The 22,532-nt window shown below is 72.9% G+C and carries 19 protein-coding genes and 1 tRNA gene; 7 read left to right on the top strand and 13 right to left on the bottom strand.

Going from position 1 to position 22,532, the window contains the following annotated elements; all coding sequences use genetic code 11:
* Positions 1-212: 212 nt before the first annotated feature.
* From pknB to ACZ63H_RS11060, 6 genes are all read right to left on the bottom strand, one after another.
* On the bottom strand, positions 213-2,237 hold the full coding sequence (gene pknB / locus ACZ63H_RS11035; protein WP_469863647.1) for a Stk1 family PASTA domain-containing Ser/Thr kinase: 2,025 nt from the start codon (positions 2,235-2,237) through the stop codon (positions 213-215).
* A 194-nt stretch (positions 2,238-2,431) separates the two neighbouring features.
* Complete coding sequence (locus ACZ63H_RS11040) at positions 2,432-3,916, bottom strand: peptidoglycan D,D-transpeptidase FtsI family protein (protein WP_469863649.1); 1,485 nt, start codon at positions 3,914-3,916, stop codon at positions 2,432-2,434.
* The gene (locus ACZ63H_RS11045; RefSeq protein WP_469863650.1) at positions 3,913-5,364 is read right to left on the bottom strand and encodes an FtsW/RodA/SpoVE family cell cycle protein; all 1,452 of its coding nucleotides are present in this window, start codon (positions 5,362-5,364) and stop codon (positions 3,913-3,915) included. The genes ACZ63H_RS11040 and ACZ63H_RS11045 overlap by 4 nt, the downstream gene beginning before the upstream one ends.
* Before the next feature lie 27 nt (positions 5,365-5,391).
* Entirely contained in the window at positions 5,392-7,092 is a 1,701-nt protein-coding gene (locus ACZ63H_RS11050) for a Stp1/IreP family PP2C-type Ser/Thr phosphatase (protein WP_469863651.1), read from the bottom strand.
* 140 nt (positions 7,093-7,232) lie between these two features.
* A complete protein-coding gene (locus ACZ63H_RS11055; protein ID WP_469863653.1) occupies positions 7,233-7,775 on the bottom strand; it encodes an FHA domain-containing protein FhaB/FipA in 543 nt (180 codons plus the stop codon).
* Between the two features lie 10 nt (positions 7,776-7,785).
* Positions 7,786-8,652 carry an FhaA domain-containing protein gene (locus tag ACZ63H_RS11060; protein ID WP_469863654.1) on the bottom strand — a complete coding sequence of 289 codons (867 nt, stop codon included), beginning with the start codon at positions 8,650-8,652 and terminating at the stop codon, positions 7,786-7,788.
* Positions 8,653-9,124: 472 nt separating this feature from the next.
* Here ACZ63H_RS11060 and ACZ63H_RS11065 point away from each other — a divergent pair.
* Positions 9,125-9,208: transfer RNA gene (locus ACZ63H_RS11065), tRNA-Leu, on the top strand.
* A gap of 113 nt (positions 9,209-9,321) precedes the next feature.
* On the opposite strand, the gene ACZ63H_RS11070 is transcribed toward ACZ63H_RS11065, so the two are convergent.
* On the bottom strand, positions 9,322-9,966 hold the full coding sequence (locus ACZ63H_RS11070) for a TetR family transcriptional regulator (RefSeq protein WP_469863655.1): 645 nt from the start codon (positions 9,964-9,966) through the stop codon (positions 9,322-9,324).
* A gap of 344 nt (positions 9,967-10,310) precedes the next feature.
* Here ACZ63H_RS11070 and ACZ63H_RS11075 point away from each other — a divergent pair, with 344 nt between their 5' ends.
* From ACZ63H_RS11075 to ACZ63H_RS11085, 3 genes are all read left to right on the top strand, one after another.
* Positions 10,311-11,834, top strand: coding sequence for a DUF2252 domain-containing protein (locus ACZ63H_RS11075; protein ID WP_469863842.1), 1,524 nt, complete (start codon positions 10,311-10,313; stop codon positions 11,832-11,834).
* 560 nt (positions 11,835-12,394) lie between these two features.
* Entirely contained in the window at positions 12,395-13,210 is an 816-nt protein-coding gene (locus ACZ63H_RS11080) for a hypothetical protein (RefSeq protein WP_469863657.1), read from the top strand.
* 44 nt (positions 13,211-13,254) lie between these two features.
* Positions 13,255-13,584, top strand: a complete 330-nt coding sequence (locus ACZ63H_RS11085) for a rhodanese-like domain-containing protein (RefSeq protein ID WP_469863844.1) — start codon at positions 13,255-13,257, stop codon at positions 13,582-13,584.
* Positions 13,585-13,791: 207 nt separating this feature from the next.
* Here the strand turns inward: ACZ63H_RS11085 and ACZ63H_RS11090 are convergent, their stop codons facing one another.
* The 5 genes from ACZ63H_RS11090 to paaA are packed head-to-tail and all read right to left on the bottom strand — an operon-like array spanning position 13,792 to position 17,435.
* Positions 13,792-14,856 (bottom strand): 2Fe-2S iron-sulfur cluster-binding protein, encoded by a 1,065-nt coding sequence (locus ACZ63H_RS11090; protein ID WP_469863658.1) that lies wholly within the window; start codon positions 14,854-14,856, stop codon positions 13,792-13,794.
* Positions 14,856-15,413, bottom strand: coding sequence for a 1,2-phenylacetyl-CoA epoxidase subunit PaaD (gene paaD, locus ACZ63H_RS11095; RefSeq protein WP_469863660.1), 558 nt, complete (start codon positions 15,411-15,413; stop codon positions 14,856-14,858). Before paaD ends, ACZ63H_RS11090 begins: the two co-directional genes overlap by 1 nt.
* Positions 15,407-16,138, bottom strand: a complete 732-nt coding sequence (gene paaC, locus ACZ63H_RS11100) for a 1,2-phenylacetyl-CoA epoxidase subunit PaaC (protein WP_469863661.1) — start codon at positions 16,136-16,138, stop codon at positions 15,407-15,409. The genes paaD and paaC overlap by 7 nt, the downstream gene beginning before the upstream one ends.
* On the bottom strand, positions 16,135-16,422 hold the full coding sequence (gene paaB / locus ACZ63H_RS11105) for a 1,2-phenylacetyl-CoA epoxidase subunit PaaB (RefSeq protein WP_387513223.1): 288 nt from the start codon (positions 16,420-16,422) through the stop codon (positions 16,135-16,137). The genes paaC and paaB overlap by 4 nt, the downstream gene beginning before the upstream one ends.
* The gene (gene paaA / locus ACZ63H_RS11110; protein WP_469863663.1) at positions 16,419-17,435 is read right to left on the bottom strand and encodes a 1,2-phenylacetyl-CoA epoxidase subunit PaaA; all 1,017 of its coding nucleotides are present in this window, start codon (positions 17,433-17,435) and stop codon (positions 16,419-16,421) included. The genes paaB and paaA overlap by 4 nt, the downstream gene beginning before the upstream one ends.
* 593 nt (positions 17,436-18,028) lie before the next feature.
* Here paaA and ACZ63H_RS11115 point away from each other — a divergent pair.
* Genes ACZ63H_RS11115 through ACZ63H_RS11125 form a run of 3 tightly spaced genes read left to right on the top strand, consistent with a single transcriptional unit; the run spans position 18,029 to position 20,831 of the window.
* The gene (locus ACZ63H_RS11115; RefSeq protein WP_469863665.1) at positions 18,029-18,880 is read left to right on the top strand and encodes a DUF5819 family protein; all 852 of its coding nucleotides are present in this window, start codon (positions 18,029-18,031) and stop codon (positions 18,878-18,880) included.
* A complete protein-coding gene (locus tag ACZ63H_RS11120) occupies positions 18,877-20,082 on the top strand; it encodes an HTTM domain-containing protein (protein ID WP_469863666.1) in 1,206 nt (401 codons plus the stop codon). Before ACZ63H_RS11115 ends, ACZ63H_RS11120 begins: the two co-directional genes overlap by 4 nt.
* A complete protein-coding gene (locus tag ACZ63H_RS11125; protein WP_469863667.1) occupies positions 20,079-20,831 on the top strand; it encodes a TrmH family RNA methyltransferase in 753 nt (250 codons plus the stop codon). Before ACZ63H_RS11120 ends, ACZ63H_RS11125 begins: the two co-directional genes overlap by 4 nt.
* Here the strand turns inward: ACZ63H_RS11125 and paaN are convergent.
* Positions 20,828-22,522: a phenylacetic acid degradation protein PaaN gene (gene paaN / locus ACZ63H_RS11130; protein ID WP_469863668.1), complete on the bottom strand. Its 1,695-nt coding sequence runs from the start codon at positions 22,520-22,522 to the stop codon at positions 20,828-20,830. The genes ACZ63H_RS11125 and paaN overlap by 4 nt on opposite strands.
* Positions 22,523-22,532: the final 10 nt, after the last annotated feature.

A 22,532-nucleotide genomic window follows, 5' to 3' on the forward strand; every position in this document is an offset into this window, starting at 1 on the left:
CTCACCCGGGTCCCCGTGCAGCGGGCGGGCGCGGCCGGCGGCGTCCTCCAGACGGGCCAGCGCGTCGGCTCGGCGGCCGGGATCGCGGTGGTGGGGGGGGGGGGGGTTCCCCCCCCCCCCCCCCCCCCCCCCCCCCCCCCCCCCCCCCCCCCCCCGCCCCCCTCCCCCCCCCCCCCCCCCCCCCCCCCCCCCCCACGCGGCGTACGGAGGCGTCAGCCGCCCAGACCGCCGAAGAAGTTGGTCTCCCCGCCGTTGCCGTTGCCGTTGTCGTTGTCGCCGTTCCCGTTGCCGTTCCCGTGACCACCGTCGAAGGAGATCGTGGTCAGCGTGACCGTCGTCGCGTTCGGGTCCGCCGTGCTGTCCGGCTGCGGGTCCTGCTGGGTGACGAACGCGTTGTCGTCACCGGAACTGCCGTCCGCGAACCGGATGTTGTTGAAGCCGGCCTGCTGAAGCAGCTTCTTGGCGTCCTTCACCCGCTGGCCCACCACGCGCGGCACCGACGACTGCTGCTGCTGGGCCTTGCCGACGTTGATCACCACGTTGGTGTTCTTGACGACCTGCTGGCCCGCCGTCGGGTTGGTGTTCTGCACCTTGCCGTCCTGGGCCGGGTCGGTGACCGGGGTCTCGTTGCAGGACGGCACCAGGCCCTGGGCCTGGAGCGCGGCCTTCGCCTCGTCACAGGACTTGCCGGTGACGTCGGGGACCGCGATCTTCTCCTCGGGCTTGGCGACCGTGAGGGTGATCGTGGTGCCCTTCTCCTTGTTCAGCCCGGGCTCCGGGGTCTGGTCGATCACGACACCCGGCGTGCGGTCCGAGACCTCCAGCTTCTTCTCGACGTCGAAGCCCTTGTCCTTGAGCTGGGTCTCCGCCTGCTCGAACTGGGCCCCGCGCACGTCCGGCACCTGGACCTTGGGCGCGCCGCTGGAGACCACCAGGGTGATCGTGTCGCCCTTCTCGACCTCCGTGCCGGACGCCGGGTCCTGGGTGCAGACCTTGCCCTTGGGCTGGTCCTCGCACTCCTTGCGGGTGGGCGGGGCCAGCTTCAGGTCGGAGTTCACCGCCATCTTCTGCGCCTCGGCGTAGGTGCGGCCCACGAAGTTCGGCGCCGGCAGGGACGTGTCGTCCCCCTTGCCGGGGAACGCGTACTTGCCGATCAGGATCGCGCCGACCAGGACCAGCACGCCCGCGACCACCAGCAGCACCGTGCCGGTGCTGGACTTCTTCTTCTGCTGCCGGCGGCGGTCCGGGCGGTCGTCGTAGCCGTAGCCGCCGTCGTCGGGGCCCATCGGCGGAAGCACGGTGGTCGCGCCCGAGTCCGCGCCGAGGGCGGTCGTCGCGTGGTCGTCGGGGTAGCCGCCGTAGCCCACCGCGCCCAGCGCGGCCGTGGCCGCGACCGGCTGGCCGTCCAGGCACGCCTCGATGTCGGCGCGCATCTCGTCGGCCGACTGGTAGCGGTAGTTCGGGTCCTTGACCAGCGCCTTGAGGACGATCGCGTCCATCTCGGGCGTGATCTCGGGGTCGAAGACCGACGGGGGCTGGGGCTCCTCACGGACGTGCTGGTAGGCCACGGCCACCGGGGAGTCGCCCACGAACGGCGGCCGTACCGTCAGCAGTTCGTAGAGGAGGCAACCGGTCGAGTACAGGTCCGAACGGGCGTCGACCTGCTCGCCCTTGGCCTGCTCCGGGGAGAGGTACTGGGCGGTGCCGATGACCGCCGCCGTCTGGGTCATGGTCATGCCGGCGTCGCCCATGGCGCGGGCGATGCCGAAGTCCATCACCTTGACCTGGCCGCCCCGGGTCAGCATGACGTTGGCCGGCTTGATGTCCCGGTGGACGATGCCGCTGCGGTGCGCGTACTCCAGGCCCTGGAGGATGCCGATGGTCATCTCCATCGCCCGCTCGGGCAGCAGCTTGCGGCCGGAGTGCAGCAGCTCACGCAGCGTGGAGCCGTCGACGTACTCCATCACGATGTACGGGATGGAGACCCCGTCGATGTAGTCCTCGCCCGTGTCGTAGACCGCGACGATCGCGGGATGGTTGAGCGAGGCGGCCGACTGGGCCTCCCGGCGGAACCGGGCCTGGAAGGACGGGTCGCGCGCGAGGTCCGCGCGCAGCGTCTTCACCGCCACGGTGCGGCCGAGCCGGGTGTCGTGCGCGAGGTAGACCTCGGCCATGCCACCGCGGCCGAGCACCTGGCCCAGCTCGTACCGGCCGCCGAGGCGACGCGGCTCTTCCATAGCTACCTACCAGCCCTCTCCGTCGGTCTCGGCCGCGCCCCTGTGCGCGGCCGGAGGCGCTGCCGTCCGGGCCTACCGTACCCGGCTCGCTCTGTGTGACCTGGCCAAGCCCGCAACCCGATACGGGACCGGTATCGCAACGTGCGACGATGTGAAAAGGGTGTGAGCGGCGTCACTCACCCGGGCCCCGGCGGTCACTTCTTGGAGTTGACGACCGCCTTCATGACGTTCCTCGCGATCGGCGCGGCCAGGCCGCCACCGGAGATGTCGTCGCGGTTGGCGCCCTCGTCCTCGATCACCACGGCCACCGCCACCGGCGAGCTGCCGTCGGGCAGCTTGGCGTAGGAGATGAACCACGCGTACGGGTTCTCGCTGTTCTCCACGCCGTGCTGGGCGGTACCGGTCTTGCCGCCGACCGTGACGCCGTCGATCTTCGCGTTCGTACCGGTGCCCTTCTCGACCACCGTCTGCATCATGTCCTGGAGGATCTGCGCGTTCTTCGGCGACAGCGGCCGGCTCAGCTCCTCCGGCTCGGTCTTGGCGACCGGGTCCAGGTTGGGGGACTGGAGCGCGTCGACCATGTACGGCTTCATCAGCTTGCCGTCGTTGGCGACCGCCGAGGCCACCATCGCCATCTGCAGCGGGGTGGCGGCGGTGTTGTACTGGCCGATGGAGGACAGCGCGGTCTGCGACTGGTTCATGTCGTCGGAGAACACCGAGGCGGTCGCGCGGACCGGGGTGAACTGCTCCGAGTCGAACCCGAACTTCTTCGCCTCCTCCAGCATCTTGTCGTTGCCGAGGTCGGAGCCGATCTTGCCGAAGACGGTGTTGCAGGAGAACTGGAGCGCGACCCGCATGGTCGCGTTCTCGCACGGGATGTTGCCCTCGTTCTTCAGCTCGGTCGTGGTGCCCGGCATGGTCCACGGCAGCGGCGTCTCGGTCCGCTGGTCGGCCGAGGTGTACTTGCCGTTCTCCAGCGCCGCCGCGGCCGTGACCACCTTGAAGGTCGAGCCCGGCGGATAGGTCTCGCGCAGCGCCCGGTTCAGCATCGGGTCGGCGGGGTTGTACTTCTTCTGGAGCTTCTTCCAGGCCGCCGCGTCGTCGTCGGTGTTGCCCGCGAAGGACGAGGGGTCGTACGACGGGTAGGAGGCCAGCGCCAGGATCTTGCCGGTGGAGGGCTCCAGGGCGACCACCGCGCCCTTGCCGCCCTGCTTCTTCAGACCCTCGAACGCGGCCTTCTGCGCACCCGCGTTGAGCGTGGTGACGACGTTGCCGCCCTGCTGCTCCTTGCCGGTGATCATGTCCAGGGTCTTGCGGAAGAACAGCCGGTCGTCGTTGCCGGTGAGGATGCCGTCCTCGAGGGACTCCAGCTGCGTGGCGCCGAATGCCTGCGAGGCGTACCCGGTGACCGGCGCCCACATGGGGCCGTTCTTGTAGGTCCGCTTGTACTTCAGGTCGTTCAGACCGCTCTTGCTGGACTCGGCCGATCCGGTGATCGGGTCGCCGCCGACGATGATGTCGCCGCGCGGGGTGGCGTAGCGGGCGATCGTGACACGACGGTTCTTCGGATCGTCCTTCAGGCCGTCGGCCCTGACGTACTGGAGCCAGTTGTCCCGCAGCAGCAGGGTCAGCACCAGCAGGCCGCAGAAGATCGCGATCCGGCGCAGGGGCTTGTTCATGACGGGCGGACCACCTGGGTCATCTCGGCGTCGGGGTTGGTCGCGGGGGCCGGGGCGGGGCGGCGGGCGGTGTCGCTGATCCGGATCAGGATGGCGATCAGGGCCCAGTTGGCCAGCACGGAGGAACCGCCGGAGGCCAGGAACGGCATGGTCATACCGGTCAGCGGGATGAGGCCCATGACACCGCCGGCCACCACGAAGACCTGGAGGGCGAAGGCGCCGGACAGGCCGATGGCGAGCAGCTTGCCGAACGGGTCGCGGGCGGCGAGGGCGGTGCGCACGCCGCGCTCCACGATCAGGCCGTAGATCAGCAGGATCGCCATGACGCCGGCCAGGCCCAGCTCCTCGCCGAACGTGGCGAGGACGAAGTCGGAGTTGGCGGCGAACTTGATCAGGTCCGAGTGCCCCTGGCCCCAGCCGGTGCCGAGGGTGCCGCCGGAGCCGAACGCCCACAGGGACTGCTGGAGCTGGTCGGAGTGGAGGATGCCGTCATGGGTGATCTGGCGGCTCAGCTCGTACTCGCGCATCGGGTCGAGCCAGGCACGCACACGCGTCTGGATGTGCGGCTCGAAGCTCGCCACGCCGACCGCGCCGGCCGCGGACATCAGCAGACCGAAGACGATCCAGCTGGTCCGCTCGGTGGCGACGTACAGCATGATGACGAACATTCCGAAGAACAGCAGCGAGGTGCCGAGGTCCGTCTCGAAGACCAGGATCAGGATCGAGATCGCCCAGACGACCAGGATCGGACCGAGGTCGCGGCCGCGCGGCAGGTACAGGCCCATGAAGCGGCGGCTGGCCAGGGCCAGCGCGTCCCGCTTCACCATCAGGTACCCGGCGAAGAAGACGGCGAGGACGATCTTGGCGAACTCGCCGGGCTGGAGGGAGCCCAGTCCGGGGATCCGGATCCAGATCTTCGCGCCGTAGATGTTGGCCCCGAGGCCCGGCACCAGCGGCAGGATGAGCAGCACCAGGGCGCAGAACATCGAGATGTAGGTGTAGCGCTGCAGGACCCGGTGGTCCTTCAGGAAGACCAGCACGACGGCGAACACGGCGATGGCCAGCGCGGTGTACAGCAGCTGGCGCGGCGCGGCCGGTGAGAAGCCTCTGAGCGACTGCAGCAGCTTGGACTGGTCCAGCCGCCAGATCACGACCAGCCCCAGCCCGTTGAGCAGGGTGGCCAGCGGCAGCAGCAGCGGATCCGCGTACGGCGCGAACTTCCGTACGACGAGATGGGCGACGCCGGCCAGCAGACCGAGGCCCAGGCCGTAGCTGAGCAGCCCGGACGGGACCTGGTCGCTGATGGCCAGGCCCACGTTGGCGTAGGCGAACACCGGGATGGCCACGGCGAAGACCAGCAGGGCCAGCTCGGTGTTGCGGCGGCTCGGCGCGCCGATGGCGCCGATCGTGGACGTGTGATGCGTCGGCGTATTCGTAGAACTGCTCATCGTGTGACGGGGCCTCTCACGGCTTGCCTACTGCTTACCGCACAGCGAGACGACCTTCTGCTCATCCTCCGAGAGAGTGGGGCCGGGGCTGGGGGTCGCGGACGGGGTCGTGGACGGAGACTTCGAAGAGGACGCCTGGGGCGTCTTCGAGGCCGACGGGTTCGGGGTCGGGGACGCCTTCGTGACGAGGGAGGCGTGGACGGCGAAGGCGGTGACCGGGCCGGCGGGGTCCGCGGAGAACGCGGCCTGCGTGCCCGTGCCCGCGGTGGTGCCGGTGCCGTTGCCGGCTCCCGTGGTGCCGCCGGTGCCCTCGCCGGCCCCGGCGCCCCCGGTGGTCCCGGTGGTGCCGGTGTTCCCGGTGCCTTCGGGGCTCCCGGCCTTGTCCTTGCCGTTCTTGGCGTTGCGCGCGGCCTCGTCCGCCGCCTTGCGCTCGGCCTGCTTCCGGCAGGCGGAGGCCTGTACGGCCAGCTCGTCGACCTTCGTCCGGGCCGCCTGGAGGCCGCCCTCGGCGATCGTGGCCTTCACCTGCTTCTGCTGGTACGGCGGCAGGTACTTGAGTTCGATCTCGGGGTGGTCCCGCTCCACCTTCGACAGCGACACCCAGGCCAGGTCCTGGCTGATCCCGCGGTAGAGCGCGACGTGCTCCCCTTTGGCGCCGACGTAGTACTGCGTCTGCGTCCAGCGGTAGCCGCCGTACAGACCGCCGCCGACCACCGCCAGGGCGAGGGCGCCGTAGAGCGAGGTCTTCAGCCATCTGCGCTGCTTGCGCGGCTTGGAGAAGTCGTCGTCGGCGTACTCGCCGAAGCCGTCGGCCGGGGCGTAGCCGGGGTCGCCGGAGCCGGGCGGGCCGAACTCGCCGCCGCCGTGCCCCTGGCGGCCCAGGTGGGCGGCGCGGCCGGCCGGGGTCTGCATGATGCCGTTGTCCTGCGTGTGGTGCTGGTTCTCGGCGACCGCGCCGACCACCACCGGCTGGTCCGACAGCTGACCGGCGAGGGTGTCGCCCTGGTCCAGGTCCAGCACGTCGGCCACGATGACGGTGATGTTGTCGGGGCCGCCGCCGCGCAGCGCGAGCTGGATCAGCTCCTGCACGGTCTCCTGCGGGCCCTGGTAGCTGGCGAGGGTCTCCTCCATCGTCTGGTGGGAGACCACCCCGGACAGGCCGTCGGAGCAGATCAGATAGCGGTCGCCGGCGCGGACCTCGCGGATGGAGAGGTCGGGCTCGACGTGCTCGCTGCTGCCGAGGGCGCGCATCAGCAGGGAGCGCTGCGGGTGGGTGGTGGCCTCTTCCTCGGTGATGCGGCCCTCGTCGACGAGCCGCTGCACCCAGGTGTGGTCCTGGGTGATCTGGGTGAGGACGCCGTCCCGCAGCAGATAGGCGCGCGAGTCGCCGACGTGGACGAGGCCGAGCCGCTGACCGGTCCACAGCAGGGCGGTGAGGGTGGTGCCCATGCCCTCCAGCTGGGGGTCCTCCTGGACCATCGCGCGCAGCTGGTCGTTGGCGCGCTGCACGGCGACGCCGAGGGAGGTGAGGATGTCGGAGCCGGGCACGTCGTCGTCGAGCGGGACGATGGTGGAGATCACCTCGGAGGAGGCGACCTCGCCGGCCGCCTGGCCGCCCATGCCGTCGGCGATCGCCAGCAGGCGCGGGCCGGCGTAGCCGGAGTCCTCGTTGTGGCCCCGGATCATGCCCTCGTGCGATCCGGCGGCGAAGCGCAGTGACAGACTCATGCGCACCTCGCCCGTCGGCTCCGAATGCAGCCGGTCGTGTCGAGCCACACTGCCCACCCTCCGGTCGGGAGCGCGCCGGAGACCGGGTGGCGGCCTGCCGCGGCGTGCTCGCTCCGCTCGCGCTTATTCATGACGTAGCACTACTTCCGCAGCTCGATTGCGGTCTTGCCGATGCGGATCGGCGCGCCCAGCGGGATCGGTGTGGGGGTCGTCAGCCGGGTCCGGTCCAGGTACGTGCCGTTGGTGGAACCGAGGTCCTCGATGATCCACTGGCCGTTCTGGTCCGCGTAGATCCTGGCATGGCGGCTGGAGGCGTAGTCGTCGTCCAGCACGATCGTGGAGTCGTGCGCCCGGCCCAGGGTGATGGTCTGGCCCTGCAGCGCGACGGTGGTGCCGGTGAGCGTGCCCTCGGTCACGACCAGCTTGGTGGGGGCGTTGCGGCCGCGCCGGCCGCCGCCGCCCTGCTGGCCGCGCTGCGGCGGCGGCGCGGCCTGCTGCCGGGCCTGTTGCCGGGCCTGCTGGCGCCCGCCCTGCTGCGGCCGGGCCGCCTCCCTACGCGATCCGCGCTGGGTGACGCGCGTACCGAACAGGTCGCTCCGGATGACCTGCACGGCCACGATCACGAACAGCCACAGTACGGCCAGGAAACCCAGCCGCATGACCGTGAGGGTCAGCTCTGACATTGCCCCCGCTTCACCCTTCGGCTTGCCTATAGATAACGGTGGTGCTGCCCACGACGATCCGCGAGCCGTCGCGGAGCGTAGCGCGGGTGGTGTGCTGCCCGTCCACCACGATGCCGTTGGTGGAGCCGAGATCCTGGATCGTCGAGGGCGTTCCGGTCCGGATCTCGCAGTGCCGGCGGGAGACGCCGGGGTCGTCGATCCGCACGTCGGCGTCGGTGCTGCGGCCCAGCACCAGCGTCGGGCGGGAGATCTGGTGGCGGGTGCCGTTGATCTCGATCCAGTAGCGGGTGCGCGCGCCGCCCATCGGGGCCGCGGCGGGCCGCTGGGTGGCGGGCTGCGGATAGCCGTACCCGCCGGGGCGGGCGCCGGGCGGCGGCGTGGACGGCATCGGGGGGGCGCCGGCGGGCGGGGCGGGCTGCGGATGGCCGTAGCCGCCGGGGGCGCCGGCCGCGGGCCGGCCGGGCGCCGGGGCGGACGGGGCCTGCTGGCCCTGCTGGTCGCTGGAGGAGGCGAGGGTGCGCGAGCGCACCCGGTACAGGCCGGTGTCCAGGTCCTCGGCCTTCTCCAGGTTGACCTTGATCGGGCCCATGAAGGTGTAGCGCTGCTGCTTGGCGTAGTCGCGCACCATGCCGGCCAGCTCGTCGCCGAGCTGCCCGGAGTAGGGGCTGAGGCGCTCGTAGTCCGGCGCGCTCAGTTCCACGATGAAGTCGTTGGGTACAACGGTGCGGTCGCGGTTCCAGATGGTGGCGTTGTTGTCGCACTCCCGCTGGAGCGCACCGGCGATCTCCACGGGCTGGACCTCGGACTTGAAGACCTTGGCGAAGGTGCCGTTCACCAGACCTTCGAGACGCTGCTCGAACTTCTTCAGGACTCCCATGGGGCACCTCCTCCGTCCCTGCCGTCGTCTTGCCTTGCTGTGTGCCGCTGCCTTGCCGGGGTACTGCCGGGTACTGCTCACTGATCGTATCTACGCGCCCGCCAATCAGCCGGTTCCCCCAGCGCCTCCCCTTCGAACTCCTGCGGCGTGTCCTGCTGCCATGGATCGTAGAGGCGGGCGAAGACCAGTGTCCCGCACCCGGCTGTGCGCCCGGCCCGCCTTCCGGGGAGACGGCCGGGACCGGTACGAGGTTGATACGTGAACCGAGTCTCCCCGAGACGGACGGGACGGGCGGGGGACGCGGGGGACGGCCGGGCGTGCCCACCGGCCGTCCGGCGGGCCCCCGACCGGGAGAAGGCGGCTCCCGGGGGCCGCCGGGAAGGGATGTGAATCCACCCCGGACGTCGTGCTAATGTTCTCGATGTCGGAAGGGGCCAGCCCGAAAGGGAAGGAACCGGAAGACACACCCAATGCGCGGGTGGCGGAATAGGCAGACGCGCTGGATTCAGGTTCCAGTGCCCGCAAGGGCGTGGGGGTTCAACTCCCCCCTCGCGCACAATGCGGAAGTGGGCGGTCTCTCAGAGACCGCCCACTTTCGTTTTCCCGGTGCGGTGTTCCTGTGAGGAAGCTCTCAAGGGCCGCCGCGGTCGCCCCGGTTGGTGGGCCGGGTCACAGGCGCAGGTCGCCGAGGTGCTCCCGGGCCCGGGTGACGAGGGTCGTGAGATCGGGCTCGCCGTTCCGTTCCGCCCAGTACATGAGGGTCTCGGTAGTCACCGCGGTGAGGACGGCCGCGGTCAGCCGCACCTCGTACGCGTCCTCGTCCCTGCCGGTGCGCCGGGCGAGCAGCGCCGCCGCGTGCGCCACCTGCGCCTCCTGCCGCTGCCACAGCCGCGCGCGCAGGGGCCGGACCCGTGCGGCCAGCCCGAGCCGGGCCAGCAGGGTGTCCCGGTCCCGGCCGGTGCCGCGAGCGAGCAGATCGTGGAGCGTCGCCCGCACCGCGTCGTCCGCCGGCGACTGGGCCGGACCGGGTGCGGCGGGCGTTTCCCGCGTGAGCCGACCGGGGACGTCGAGGCCGTCGGAGGTGTCGGAGGTGTCGGAGGCGTCGAGGTCCTCGGGGTCGTCGGTGAGGACCACGTCCTCCTTCGTCGGGAAGTAACGGAAGAACGTGCTCGGCGATATGTCGGCCGCGTCGCAGATCTGTTCGACGGTGGTGTTGTCGTACCCCTGCTCGACGAAAAGGCGGAGGGCTTCCTGGCGCAGAAGGCGGCGGGTCTTGGCCTTCTTCCGCTCCCGCAGACCGGGTCGGGTGGTCATGGGCCTACACCTTCCTGACGCATGAGGCCGCCGTCCATTGTCCCATCGCGCTTTCCGGAGAACCGGGGGCCGGGCCGGGAGCCGGTCGGGGCGGTGCCGGGCGTGGTGCCGGGGGCGGCCGGCGGGCAGGGCGGTGCCGGGGGCCGGCCGCCGGTCAGGGTGACGGGGAACGCCGTTTCCGCATCCCTCCGGCCCGCGCGGACCCTGGGAAGCGCGAGGAGCGTGACCCGCGCCGGCTCTCTCGACACGTCCCCGATCACGGCCGTCGCCGGCCCAGGGCGCGGTTCGCCGCCCGCGCGGGGCTGATGCGTTCCGGCCACCGGCTGTACCGTCTCTCCGACCTGATGTTCGTACCGGCACTCGGTCGAGGGTGTGCGGGCAGTGTGGGGGAGGCGGTCGCGGTGACCGGAAGCGGTGCGGGGACGGCGGACGCGGCGGACCGGGGCGCGCGTCGGCTGCCCCGGGTGCGGGGGTTCGCCCCGTGGCCGCCGCGGGCGTCGACGGGCGGGCCGGGGGCGCCGGATGCCCCGAGGTCGCCGAAGGGGGAGGGCAAGGCGCTGCGGCGGAGCGTGCCGCGGTCCGCCCACCACGCGTTCGACCCGGACACCGGCCGCCCGGACGCGGTCACCGCGGTACGCGAGTCCGGCGCCGGCCGCATCCCCGAGCTGACGCCGCTGCGCGTGGGCCGGATGGCGGCCGGGCCGTTCGCCTTCCTGCGCGGATCGGCCGGACTCATGGCGTACGACCTGGCCCGCACCCCCGTCACCGGGATCGGCACCCAGATATGCGGGGACGCGCACGCGGCCAACTTCGGCCTGTACGGCGACGCCCGCGGCGACCTCGTCATCGACCTCAACGACTTCGACGAGACCGTGCACGGCCCCTGGGAGTGGGACCTGAAGCGGCTCGCGGCCTCCCTGGTGCTGGCCGGGCGGGAGACGGGCGCCGACGAGGACACCTGCCGCGCGGCGGCCCACGACGCGGCCGGCGCCTACCGCCGCACCATGCGGCTGCTCGCCAGGATGCCCGTGCTCGACGCCTGGAACGCCATCGCGGACGAGGAACTGGTCTCCCACACCGACGCCCACGACCTGCTCGGCACCCTCCAGCGGGTCTCGGAGAAGGCCCGGTCCAACACCAGCGGCCGGTTCGCGGCGAAGTCGACGGAGCCCGTCGCGGACGGCGGCCGCCGGTTCGTGCCCGCCCCGCCGGTACTGCGCCCGCTCCCGGACGCCGAGGCCGCCGCGGTCGCCCTCGCCCTGGAGGAGTACGCCGGCACGATCGGCGAGGACCTGCGTCCCCTGCTCGCCCGGTACGCCGTGCACGACGTGGCCTTCCGGGTGGTCGGCACCGGCAGCGTCGGCACCCGCTCCTACGTCGTCCTGCTGCTCGACCACCGCGGGGAGCCGCTGATCCTCCAGGTGAAGGAGGCCCGCCCCTCCGCGCTGGTCCCGCACCTGGCCACGGCCGGTTTCCCGGTGGCGCCGGTGGCGCACGAGGGCCGCCGGGTGGTCCTCGGCCAGCGGCGGATGCAGGTCGTCAGCGACATCCTGCTCGGCTGGACCACCGTCGAGGGCCGCCCGTTCCAGGTGCGCCAGTTCCGCAACCGCAAGGGCAGCGTCGACCCGGCCGCCCTGCCCGCCGACCAGCTCGACGACTACGGCCGGATGACCGGCGCGCTGCTGGCCCGCGCCCACTCCCACAGCGCGGACCCGCGGCTGATCGCCGGGTACTGCGGCAAGAACGAGGAGCTGGACGAGGCCGTCGCCGCGTTCGCCGTCACCTACGCCGACCGCACCGAATCCGACCACGCCGACCTCCTCGCGGGCATCCGGGCGGGCCGGATCGCGGCGGAGACGGGGGTCTGAGCAGCCTTCCGGGGCGCGGCGTCTCCCAGGCGCGGGCCGCGACTGGCAGGGGCGCGGGTCGCCGCGTGCCCGGTTCCGACGGGTCGGCACCGGGCGGCACACCGCCACCGCTGCGGAGGCACGGGCTGCGACTGGCAGGGGCGCGGGGCGCCGTGCTGCCCGGCTCCGGCGGGTCCGCGCCGGGCGGCACACCGCCACCGCTGCGGAGGCGCGGGCTGCGACTGGCAGGGGTGCGGGGCGCCGCGTGCCTGGCCCCGGCGGGTCGGCACTGGGCGGCACACCCGCACCGCTGCGGTGGCGCGGTGCCCGGCCGCTCCCGGAGGGCGGCGCACCGAAGCCCCGGTCCCCGGTTCGGGCCCGGGCCCGGCGCTTCCCAGGCGCGGGGCGCGACTGGCAGGGGCGCGGGCCGCCGTGCTGCCCGGCTCCGGCGGGTCGGCACCGGGCGGCATATCCGCACCGCTGCGGTGGCGCGGTGCCCGGCCGCTCCCGGAAGGCGGCGCACCGAAGCCCCGGCCCCGGCCCGGGACCGGCGCAGCGCCCCACGGCGCTACGCTGAGCGGGTGACCACCCCCGAAGCCGGCCAGCCGTCCGAGAAGCCGCGTCCCGAGGAGCGGCTGGAGCAGGCCGTCCGGGCCGCCGAGCAGGCTTTGATCGAGTACGAGATCGCCGTGGAGACGTTCCGCGTCGAGGTGGAGAACTTCTCCCGCCTGCACGACCAGCGGCTCGGCCCGCTCTACGCCCGGATCGAGGAGCTGGACGCGCGGATCGCCGAGGCGCGGGCCGCCCGCACCGGTGACCCCGAGGACATCCGCCGCGCCGACGAGGCCCGTGCCCGGGTGCTGCCGCTGCCGGGCGTGGAGGAGCTGCTGCACGGCTGGATGGACGGGGACGGCCTGTTCCCGGAGGCCACCGCCATGCTCACCGGCCAGGCGGTGCGGCCCCCGCAGCGGGTGCGGCCCGATGAGCGGGTCCGCAAGCTCTACCGCGACCTCGCCCGCAAGGCCCACCCGGACCTGGCCCAGGAGGAGGACGAGCGCAAGCGGCGCGAGGAGTTCCTCAGCCGGGTCAACGACGCCTACGCCCGCGGTGACGAGACCCTTCTCACGGAGCTGGCAGCCGAGTGGGCCGCCGGACCGCTGCCGCCCGAGCGCCGTCCGAGCCCGGCGGAGGAGCTGTACGCCCGCCTCGAATGGCTCGCCCAGCGCAAGGAGCTGATCACCCTGGTCGCCCGTGAGCTGGAGGAGGGCGCGATCGCCGGGCTGCTCCGGCTCGCCCCGGACGACCCCGACGGCCTGCTCGACGAGATCGCCGGCCGGCTGCACGCCGACATCGCCCAGCGGGAGACGGAGCTGGCGGGGCTGCTGGGACAGGGCTGAGCCGGGCGTCGGGTAGCGTCGGAGCCATGAATTTCGGAGCTGGTGTGCCCACGGTCCAGGTCACGGATCTCAAGGACGGCGCGTTTCTGCTGGATGTCCGCGAGGACGACGAGTGGCAGGCGGGCCACGCCGAGGGAGCGCTGCATATCCCCCTCAGCGAGTTCGCGGCCCGCTATGGCGAGCTGGCCGAGGCCGCCCCGCAGGACGGCCGCGTCCACGTCATCTGCCGCTCGGGCGGCCGCTCGGCCCAGGTCACCATGTACCTGGTCCAGCAGGGCATCGACGCGGTGAACGTCGACGGCGGCATGCAGGACTGGCAGCGGGCCGGCCGGCCGGTCGTCACCGACGACGGCGCCCCGGGCTTCGTCGCCTGACCGTCCCGTGGCGGGACGCCCCTTTCCGTTCCGCCGGCCGAGGGGCCGGGCGGCCGGCCGGCCGCCCGGATCCGCCCCTCGCAGGCCGGCGCGACATCCGCCCCTCGCAGGCCGGCGCGACCGTGCTCTGATGGTGCGTCAGGCGGTAACGGTCCCGGGAGCAAGTTCCCAGGAGAAGGTCCCCAGGTGAAGGGGACGGACGGCGTCTCAGCGGTCGAAGTCCAGCTCCACCCTTTCGGTCAGCGGATGCGACTGGCAGGCCAGCACATACCCGGCCTCGGTCTCCTCCGACTCCAGCGCGAAGTTGCGGTCCATGCGCACCTCGCCCTCGACCAGGAAGGCCCGGCACGTCCCGCACACCCCGCCCTTGCAGGCGTAGGGCGCGTCGGGCCGGTTGCGCAGCACGGTCCCCAGCAGCGACTCGCCCTCCCGCACCGGCCAGGTGCCGCCACGGCCGTCGAGACGTGCGGTGACGGTGCTGTGCGCGGGAACCGCCGTCGTCGCCACCGGGGCCGAGCCCGCGTCCACGTGGAAGATCTCCTGGTGGATCCGCTCGCGCGCCACGCCCAGGTCGCGCAGTGCCTCCTCGGCGCCCCGCACCAGCCCGTACGGCCCGCACAGGAACCAGCCCGCCACCTCGTCCACCGGCAGCAGCGCGGGCAGCAGCCCCGCGAGCCGCTCCCGGTCGAGCCGGCCCGACGGCAGGCCCGCCTGCTGCTCCTCCCGGGAGAGCGCGGTCACCAGCTGGAGCCGCTCGGGGTAGCGGTCCTTCAGGTCGGCGACCTCTTCCAGGAACATCGTCGAGGCGGCCGTCCGGTCGCCGCGTATCAGACAGAACCGGGCCGCCGGTTCCCGGGCCAGCAGCGTGGCGACGATGGACAGCACCGGGGTGATGCCGCTGCCGCCGGCCACCGCCGCGTACAGCCCGGGCGCCGGTTCCAGCGTGAAGCGGCCCGCCGGGGTCATCACGTCCAGCTCGTCCCCGACGTTGATCTCCTTCAGCGCGTACGTCGAGAAGGCGCCGCCCTCCACCAGCCGCACCCCCACCCGCAGGGCGGCCGGGCCCTCGCCGGCCGGGTCGGGGGCGGGGGAGCAGATCGAGTAGGTGCGCCGGACCTCCGCGCCGTCGACCCGGCGGCGCAGGGCGAGGTGCTGGCCGGGCGCGTGCCGGTACTCCTCGCGCAGCTCGGGCGGGACGGAGAGGGTGAGGGCGACGGAGTCGTCCGTGAGCCGGTCGACCGCGGCCACCGGGAGCGGGTGGAAGCGTGCCATCACAACTCCTTGAAGTGGTCGAACGGTTCACGGCAGGCCAGGCACCGGCGCAGCGCCTTGCACGCGGTCGAGGAGAACCGGCTCAGCAGCTCGGTGCCGGCCGATCCGCAGTGCGGGCAGCGGACCGGTTCCGTCCCGGCCTCCGGGCGGGTGTTCCCGCCGGTGTGCGCGGACTCGGTGCGGGTCGGGCCGAGGGTGAGCGGCACCGGGCCGGCCGCGCGGTGCGTGCGGGGCGGGGCGATGCCGGACTCCCGCAGCTTCTCGCGTCCTTCGGGGGTGATGTCGTCGGTCGACCAGGCGGGCGCGAGCACCGTGCGGACCGTCACCTCGCGCATGCCGTGGGCGCGCAGCACCCGCTCTATGTCGACGCTCATCGCCTCGATGGCGGGGCAGCCGGTGTAGGTGGGGGTGAGATCGACCTCCACCGCGCCCGCGGCGCGGACACGGACCGCGCGGAGCACGCCCAGCTCCCGCAGCGTGAGCACGGGCAGCTCGGGGTCGGGCACCGACCCGGCCAGCTCCAGCAGCTCCGCCTCCAGGGCGGTGGAGGTCACCATGACGCCCCCGGGTGGCTGCGGTGCAGGTGCTGCATCTCGGCGAGCATCCGGCCGAACGGCTCGGTGTGCAGGCCCTGCCGGCCGGCACCGGCCGACCAGGCCCCCGTGCGCGGCCCCTCGGGCAGGGCGAGGGTGGCACGGGCGAGCACACCCCCGACGGACTCCAGCCAGCGTTCCTCCAGCAGTGCCCAGTCGGCGGCCAGGCCCTCCACCGGCTGGAACATCTCCCCGGTGTACCGCCACAGCGCGGCGCAGGCACGGGTCATCCGGTCCCGGCTGGTCTCCGTGCCGTCGCCGAGCCGCAGGGTCCACTGCTCGGCGTGGTCGCGGTGGTAGGCGACCTCCTTCACGGCCTTCGCGGCCAGCGGGGCGAACGGGCCGTCACCCGCGGCGAGTTCCGCGTAGAGGAGGTGTTGGTAGGTGGAGAAGTACAGCTGGCGGGCGATGGTGTGCGCGAAGTCGCCGTTCGGCTGCTCGACCAGCTGGAGGTTGCGGAAGGCGCGTTCCTCGCGCAGATAGGCCAGTTCGTCCTCGTCGCCGGCCAGCGACAGCAGCACCCGGGCCTGGCCGAGCAGGTCCAGGGCGATGTTGGCGAGGGCGACCTCCTCCTCCAGGACGGGGGCGTGACCGGCCCACTCCCCGAGGCGGTGGGAGAGCACCAGGGCGTCGTCGCCGAGGGCGAGCGCGGCGGTCACCGGGACGGTGGCGGGGCCGGTGGCGGTCACAGGTGCTTCACCCCTTCCGGGATCTCGTAGAAGGTCGGGTGCCGGTAGGGCTTGTCGGCGGCCGGCTCGAAGAAGGGGTCCTTCTCGTCCGGCGAGGAGGCGGTGACGGCGGCGGCCGGGACGACCCAGATGGAGACGCCCTCGCCGCGCCGGGTGTACAGATCGCGGGCGTTGCGCAGGGCCAGCTCGGCGTCGGGCGCGTGCAGGCTGCCGGCGTGGGTGTGGGACAGGCCGCGCCGGGAGCGCACGAAGACCTCCCACAGGGGCCAGTCGGTGGTGCTCATGCTCGCGTCGCTCCCGTCCCACCGGTGTCGCCGGTGTGCTTGGCCGCGTAGGCCGCGGCGGCTTCCCGTACCCACGCGCCCTCGTCGTGGGCGCGCCTGCGCTGGGTGAGGCGCTGGTCGTTGCAGGGGCCGTTGCCCTTGAGCACCTCCCAGAACTCCGTCCAGTCGATCGGACCGAAGTCGTAGTGCCCCCGCTCCTCGTTCCACCGCAGGTGCGGGTCGGGGAGGGTGAGGCCCAGGGACTCGGCCTGCGGGACGCAGATGTCCACGAAGCGCTGGCGCAGCTCGTCGTTGGAGTGGCGCTTGATCTTCCACTCCATCGACTGCGCGGAGTGCTGGGACTCGTCGTCGGGCGGGCCGAACATCATCAGCGACGGCCACCACCAGCGGTCCACGGCGTCCTGCGCCATGGCGTGCTGCTCCGGTGTGCCCTTGCTGAGGGCCAGCAGCAGTTCGTAGCCCTGGCGCTGGTGGAAGGACTCCTCCTTGCAGATCCGGACCATCGCGCGGGCGTACGGGCCGTAGGAGCAGCGGCACAGGGGGACCTGGTTGGTGATCGCGGCGCCGTCCACCAGCCAGCCGATCGCGCCGACGTCGGCCCAGGTCAGGGTCGGGTAGTTGAAGATCGAGGAGTATTTCTGGCGGCCGGTGTGCAGTTTGTCCAGCAACTCGTCGCGGCTGGTGCCGAGCGTCTCCGCAGCGCTGTACAGGTACAGGCCGTGGCCCGCCTCGTCCTGGACCTTGGCCATCAGGATGGCCTTGCGGCGCAGGGAGGGCGCGCGGGTGATCCAGTTGGCCTCCGGCTGCATGCCGATGATCTCGGAGTGCGCGTGCTGGGCGATCTGCCGGACCAGGGTCGCGCGGTAGGCGTCGGGCATCCAGTCGCGTGGTTCGACGCGTTCGTCCGCGGCCACGGCCGCGTCGAAAGCGTGCTGGTAGGCCGTCGTGCCGGCGGTGTCCGGCGCGCCGTCCGCCCCGGTGCGGGCCGTGCGCTGCGCGGCTGCTGTGGCCATGCGGTCCCCCTGACCTCGGCTGTGCGGTGAACGCTGTCCGTCTGCTCCGGCCCGACCGATCGTTCGGTCCGTGCGCAACCATGGTGTGCCGGGCCGCCGCGGGGTGTCAACCGCTGTGGAAAACTCCCGGCCCGGCCTGTGGACAACTCGCGGGGGCGGGGCTGCGGGGCTGGTGCCGAGGGGATGACGGCGGTGGCCGGGGCCGGTGGGGAGGAGGGCGGCCGCAGTCGGGGCCCGACCCGTGGCGCCGCGTGGCAGGAGGCAGGAGGGGGACCGGGGTCGGAGGGCTGGGCCGGGAGAGGGGCCGTGTCCGCGTCACCGGCGTCGGCCGGGGCGCCACAGGCCGTGCGACCCAGCCTTGGGAACCGCCGGGCGGGCCGGTCCGGGTGCTCGGTCCGTACCCGGGGCTGCGCCCGGTGCCTCCGGCTGAGTACCGTTCCGTGCGGGCGCCGAGACGTGGTGCTCGTGCAGCATGTGACGCCTGTGACGACCCTGCGCCGCCGGGCGTCCCCGCCGGGCCGGATGCCGGGCGGGGACACCGAGCGGAACGACCGGGCCGGACGAGAACGAACCGAGACGGGGGACGGGACGGAATGGACGCGTACGACAAGGACTCGCGGGAACCGCAGGCTCCCGACGGGCCGGCCGGGACGCGTCTCCCGGATCAGCCGTCACAGCCACCACGGTCACCGCAGCCGCCCCCACCGCCCGCCGCCGGCTCCGGGCCCCGTACCGGCCCGACCCCGCCCGAGCCCCGTACCGACGCCTCCGGTCCCCGCAGCGGCGCTCCCCGGCCCCGTACCGGAGTGGCCGCGCTCTCCCTGCCCTACCAGGTCGGCGCCGCGCTGGCGCTCGCGGTGGTGGGGGTGGCCGCCTGTGCGCATCTGCTGATGGTGTTCCTCAGCCTCGCGCCCTCCAACACCGTGACGAAGCAGCACGGCGAGGCGATAGAGGAATGGGTGTACCCCGAGTTCGAGCAGAACTGGAAGCTGTTCGCCCCCAACCCGCTCCAGCAGAACATCGCCGTACAGGTCCGCGCCGAGGTGCGGACGCGGGACGGCGGGCTGCGCACCACCGGGTGGACCGACCTGTCCGCCCAGGACGGCGCCGCCATCAAGGGCAATCCGGTGCCCAGCCACACCCAGCAGAACGAGCTGCGCCGCGCCTGGGACTTCTTCTCCGCCACGCACGGCACCGACAACCGTGCCGTGGGCCTGCGGGGCTCGCTGTCCGAGCAGTACCTGCGCCGGCTCGTGGTGATGCGCCTGTACCGGAGCGACCCGACGAGCCGGGACGGCGTGATCCGGCGCGTGCAGGTCCGTTCCAGCACCCTCAATGTGCAGCCACCGCCCTGGAGTCGTGAGCGCGTGCCCGACAAGCCCGTCCACCGCCTGCTGCCCTGGTGGTCCGTGACGTCCGACGAGGCCGCGGGAGGCGTGCGGTGAACCAGCTCTCCCTGACCCTGTCGCGCGGCATCGCCCGGATCACCGGCGCGGCCCTCGGCCCGTACCAGAGCGCCGTGATCCGGATCGGGTTCGCCGGTACCTGGCTGCTGTTCCTGCTGCGCGAGTTCCCGCACCGCCAGGAGCTGTACGGCCCCTCCGGGCCCTGGGGCTGGAACCTCGCCAGGCAGCTGACCGACGACAACCACGCCTTCTCGGCGCTGCTGTGGTCCGACGGACGCCTGTGGTTCGAGGTCTGCTACGCGCTGGCCGTCCTCGCCGCCGCCGCCCTGGCGCTCGGCTGGCGCACCCGCACCTCCTCCGTGCTGTTCATGGTGGGCGTGCTGTCGCTCCAGAACCGCAGCGTGTTCGTGGGCGACGGCGGCGACAACGTGCTGCACCTGATGTCGATCTACCTGGTGTTCACGCGCTGCGGACAGGTGTGGTCCCTGGACGCCCGCCGCGCGGCGCGCGAGGCGGCGGCACGCGCGCGTGGGGAGCGGGTGCCCGCCGACCGGGTGGGGCCGGTGCTGTGGGCGGTGCTCGGTACGGCACTCGGCGCGGCGACGCTGACCGGGCGGTTCCACGGCAACGACCGGCTGATCCCGGTGCTGCTGTGGACGGCCTGGGCGGGACTCGGCCTGTGGTGGGCCGCCGGGCGCCGGGCGGCCTGGCGGGAGCCGCGGACCCTGCTGGACGTCGTCGCCAACATCCTGCACAACGGCGCCCTGGTCGTGATCATGGCGGAGGCGTGCCTGATCTACGCCACGGCCGGCTGGTACAAGGTCCAGGGCTCGCGCTGGCAGGACGGCACCGCCGTCTACTACCCGCTCCACCTGGACTACTTCTCGCCCTGGCCCGGCCTCGCCGACCTGATGTCCTCCAGCGGCACGATCATGATGGCCGTGGCCTACGGGACGGTCATGGTGCAGGTCGCCTTCCCGTTCAGCCTGTTCAACCGGCGGGTCAAGAACGTCCTGCTGGTGGTGATGATGGCCGAGCACCTGGTGATCGCCGTCGTCCTCGGCCTGCCCTTCTTCTCGCTGGCGATGATCGCCGCCGACTCGGTGTTCCTGCCGACGTCCTTCCTGCGCCGGCTCGGCGGCCTGGCGGCACGCGCGCGGGGGCGGCTCGCCCGCCGCGCGGTGCCGGCGCCGCGCTCCGCGCAGGAGGGCACGCCCGACCACGTAGGGTTCACCGCATGACCGACCCGCTGAGCCGCTGGCGCGCGCACGAGGAGGGCGCCGTCCTGCTCGACGGCTTCCACGCCCTCAAGCACGCGCTGCGCTTCGGCGCCGAGGTGCCGGTCGCCGTCACCACCGACCGCGGGGCCGCCCTCGGGCTCGCCGAGGAACTGGCCGGGGACGTCCGTGACACGCTGGACGCCCTGCTGACGGAGGTGTCCGGGCAGGCGTACGCCTCCCTCGTCCCGCGCCCGCACCCGACCGGGGTGGCCGCCCTCGCGGTGCGGCCGTCCCGGGAGGCCGGTCTGCGGGCGCTCGCCCGTACGCCCCGCACCGCACCCGTCGTTGTCCTGGACCACCCGCGCAATCTGGGCAACGCCGGCGCCGTGATCCGGCTGGCCGCCGGGTTCGGGGCGACCGGGGTGGTCACCACGGGCACGCTCGACCCCTGGCACCCCACCGTGGTGCGCGGCGGCGCGGGCCTGCACTTCGCGACCGTCGTGGAGCGCCTGGAGCCGGCCGGCCTGCCCGCCGGGCCGTTGTTCGCGCTGGACCCGGAGGGCGAGGACATCCGGGGCACCCGGCTGCCGGACGACGCCGTGCTGGCCTTCGGCTCGGAACGCACCGGCCTCTCGGCGGAGCTGCGCGCCCGCGCCGACCATCTGCTGCGCCTGCCGATGCGCCCCCAGGTCTCCAGCTACAACCTCGCCACCAGCGTGGCGATGACGCTGTACCACTGGAGCGCGACCGGGGGCGTGCCCGTCACCTAGACCTCCCGCCGCACCTCCACCATCCGGAAGCGGTTGGCCACGAAGGCGCTGTCGGTGAGGGCCGCGTTGGCCGCGGGGTTGCCGCCGGAGCCGTGGAAGTCGGAGAAGGCGGCCGTCTGGTTGACGTACACCCCGCCGGTCAGGTTCAGGGAGAGCTGGGCCGCCTCCTCCAGGCAGACCTCCTCGACGGCCCGCTCGGTCGCGGCGTCCGTGGTGTACGCGCCGACCGTCATGGCGCCCTTCTCGCGGACGGTGCGGCGCAGCAGCTCCACGGCGTCCGTCACCGAGTCGACGGCGACCGCGAAGGAGACCGGGCCGAAGCACTCGCTCATGTACGCCGCCTCGTCGTCCGGCTTGGCGCCGTCCAGCTTGACGATGACGGGGGTGCGGACCACCGCGCCCGGGAACTCCGGGTTGGCGATCTCGCGGGAGGCGAGGGCGACCTCGCCGAGACCGGCCGCGGCCTCCAGGCGGGCCTTGACGTCCGGGTTGACGATCGCGCCGAGCAGCGCGTTCGCGCGGGCGTCGTCGCCGAGCAGGCCGTCGACCGCGCGGGCGAGATCGGCGGTGACCTCGTCGAAGGTCTTGTGCCCCTGGTCGGTGGCGATGCCGTCGCGGGGGACGAGCAGGTTCTGCGGGGTGGTGCACATCTGGCCGCTGTACAGGGACAGCGAGAACGCCAGGTTGGACAGCATGCCCCGGTAGTCGTCCGTGGAGTGCACGATCACCGTGTTGACGCCGGCCTTCTCGGTGTAGACCTGCGCCTGGCGGGCGTTGGCCTCCAGCCAGTCGCCGAACGCCGTGGAGCCCGTGTAGTCGATGAGCTTGATCTCGGGGCGCAGCGCGAGGGCCTTCGCGATGCCCTCGCCGGGGCGCTCGGCGGCCAGCGCGACCAGGTTCGGGTCGAAGCCCGCCTCGGCGAGCACGTCCCGCGCGATCCGGACGGTCAGCGCGAGCGGGAGCACCGCGCGCGGGTGCGGCTTGACCAGGACCGCGTTACCGGTGGCCAGGGAGGCGAACAGGCCGGGGTAGCCGTTCCACGTCGGGAAGGTGTTGCAGCCGATGACCAGGCCGATGCCGCGCGGGACCGCGGTGAACCGCTTGGTGAGGACCAGCGGGTCGCGCTTGCCCTGCGGCTTGGTCCACTCCGCCTGCTCCGGAGTGCGGATCTGCTCCGCGTACGCGTACGCCACCGCCTCCAGGCCGCGGTCCTGGGCGTGCGGGCCGCCCGCCTGGAAGGCCATCATGAACGCCTGGCCGGAGGTGTGCATGACCGCGTGCGCGAACTGGTGCGTGCGGTCGCTGATCCGCTTCAGGACCTCCAGGCAGACCGCGGCCCGCAGCTCCGGGCCCGCGTCCCGCCAGGCGCGCTGCCCGGCCCGCATCGCGGGCAGCAGCACGTCGATGTCCGCGTGCGGGTAGGTCACGCCCAGCTCGATGCCGTACGGGGAGACCTCCCCGCCCACCCAGTCGTCGATGCCCGGCTGGTCGGCGAGGTCGAGGCGGTTGCCCAGCAGGGCGTCGAAGGCGGCCTTGCCCGCCGCCGCGTCCAGGCTGCCGTCCTCGCCGTACGCCTTCGGGTGCTCGGGGTGCGGGGACCAGTAGGCGCGCGTGCGGATCGCTTCCAGCGCCTGGTCGAGCGTGGGCCGGTGCTTCCGGAGCAGCTCGTGGGCGGTCGGTTCGGCGGCCATGCGGGACCAA

Source organism: Streptomyces sp. NPDC104831, from assembly GCF_055583025.1.

Excerpts from the sequence above, each read along its gene's own strand:
- ACZ63H_RS11040 (WP_469863649.1), bottom strand. The coding sequence starts at position 3,916 with ATGAACAAGCCCCTGCGCCGGATCGCGATCTTCTGCGGCCTGCTGGTG.
- ACZ63H_RS11050 (WP_469863651.1), bottom strand. The coding sequence starts at position 7,092 with ATGAGTCTGTCACTGCGCTTCGCCGCCGGATCGCACGAGGGCATGATC.
- ACZ63H_RS11075 (WP_469863842.1), top strand. The coding sequence starts at position 10,311 with ATGTTCGTACCGGCACTCGGTCGAGGGTGTGCGGGCAGTGTGGGGGAG.
- ACZ63H_RS11125 (WP_469863667.1), top strand. The coding sequence starts at position 20,079 with ATGACCGACCCGCTGAGCCGCTGGCGCGCGCACGAGGAGGGCGCCGTC.
- paaA (WP_469863663.1), bottom strand. The coding sequence starts at position 17,435 with ATGGCCACAGCAGCCGCGCAGCGCACGGCCCGCACCGGGGCGGACGGC.
- pknB (WP_469863647.1), bottom strand. The coding sequence starts at position 2,237 with ATGGAAGAGCCGCGTCGCCTCGGCGGCCGGTACGAGCTGGGCCAGGTG.
- ACZ63H_RS11045 (WP_469863650.1), bottom strand. The coding sequence starts at position 5,364 with ATGAGCAGTTCTACGAATACGCCGACGCATCACACGTCCACGATCGGC.
- paaD (WP_469863660.1), bottom strand. The coding sequence starts at position 15,413 with ATGGTGACCTCCACCGCCCTGGAGGCGGAGCTGCTGGAGCTGGCCGGG.
- paaB (WP_387513223.1), bottom strand. The coding sequence starts at position 16,422 with ATGAGCACCACCGACTGGCCCCTGTGGGAGGTCTTCGTGCGCTCCCGG.
- ACZ63H_RS11090 (WP_469863658.1), bottom strand. The coding sequence starts at position 14,856 with ATGGCACGCTTCCACCCGCTCCCGGTGGCCGCGGTCGACCGGCTCACG.
- ACZ63H_RS11055 (WP_469863653.1), bottom strand. The coding sequence starts at position 7,775 with ATGTCAGAGCTGACCCTCACGGTCATGCGGCTGGGTTTCCTGGCCGTA.
- ACZ63H_RS11070 (WP_469863655.1), bottom strand. The coding sequence starts at position 9,966 with ATGACCACCCGACCCGGTCTGCGGGAGCGGAAGAAGGCCAAGACCCGC.
- ACZ63H_RS11060 (WP_469863654.1), bottom strand. The coding sequence starts at position 8,652 with ATGGGAGTCCTGAAGAAGTTCGAGCAGCGTCTCGAAGGTCTGGTGAAC.
- paaN (WP_469863668.1), bottom strand. The coding sequence starts at position 22,522 with ATGGCCGCCGAACCGACCGCCCACGAGCTGCTCCGGAAGCACCGGCCC.
- ACZ63H_RS11115 (WP_469863665.1), top strand. The coding sequence starts at position 18,029 with ATGGACGCGTACGACAAGGACTCGCGGGAACCGCAGGCTCCCGACGGG.